This window comes from Tsukamurella conjunctivitidis (assembly GCF_007858475.1).
In the GTDB taxonomy this organism is placed as follows: Bacteria; Actinomycetota; Actinomycetes; order Mycobacteriales; family Mycobacteriaceae; genus Tsukamurella; species Tsukamurella conjunctivitidis.
Window position 1 is genome coordinate 1 of the sequence record NZ_VIGX01000312.1, and the last position, 514, is coordinate 514.

1 protein-coding gene is annotated in these 514 nt (G+C 66.1%); it reads right to left on the reverse strand.

All coding sequences use genetic code 11. From position 1 onward, the window contains the following. Positions 1 to 514 (reverse strand): ABC transporter substrate-binding protein (locus FK530_RS25540; RefSeq protein ID WP_146489544.1); only part of this gene is annotated, 514 nt, incomplete at both ends.

Genomic DNA, 514 nt, shown 5'->3' on the forward strand with positions numbered 1-514 from the left:
GGTCCAGGTGGTGGGTGCCTCCAGACCGTTGTCGGAGAAGATCTGCTTGTTGTAGTACACGCCGGTGGAGTAGCTCAGGCCGGTCGGAACCGCGTACTGCTTGCCGTCCACCACCTGGGCCTGCAGGACGGAGGGCGTGTAGTGCTTCATGAACGGCTGGTCGGTGAGGTCCACCAGGCCGCCTGCCTTGGCCATGAGCACGTCATCGGAGGTGGAGTCCGCCGCGTAGTCGGGCGCCTCGACGAAGTTCTTCACGACGAAGATGTCGACGGATCCCGCGGAGAGCTGCGCGGACTTCGTGGCGGGGTAGGAGTCGTTGGGGACGGAGGTGACCTTCGCGTCCACATCCGGGTACTTCGCCTTGAACGCGTCGGTGACCGCATTGAAGGCCGCGTCGGAGGCAGCCGCGCTGGAGACCAGGATGTTGAGGGACCCGGAGACTTCGGAGCCGCCTGTGGCCCCGGATGCACCCGAGTCCCCGCTGGTGGCAGAACCGCCACCGCAGGCGACAAGC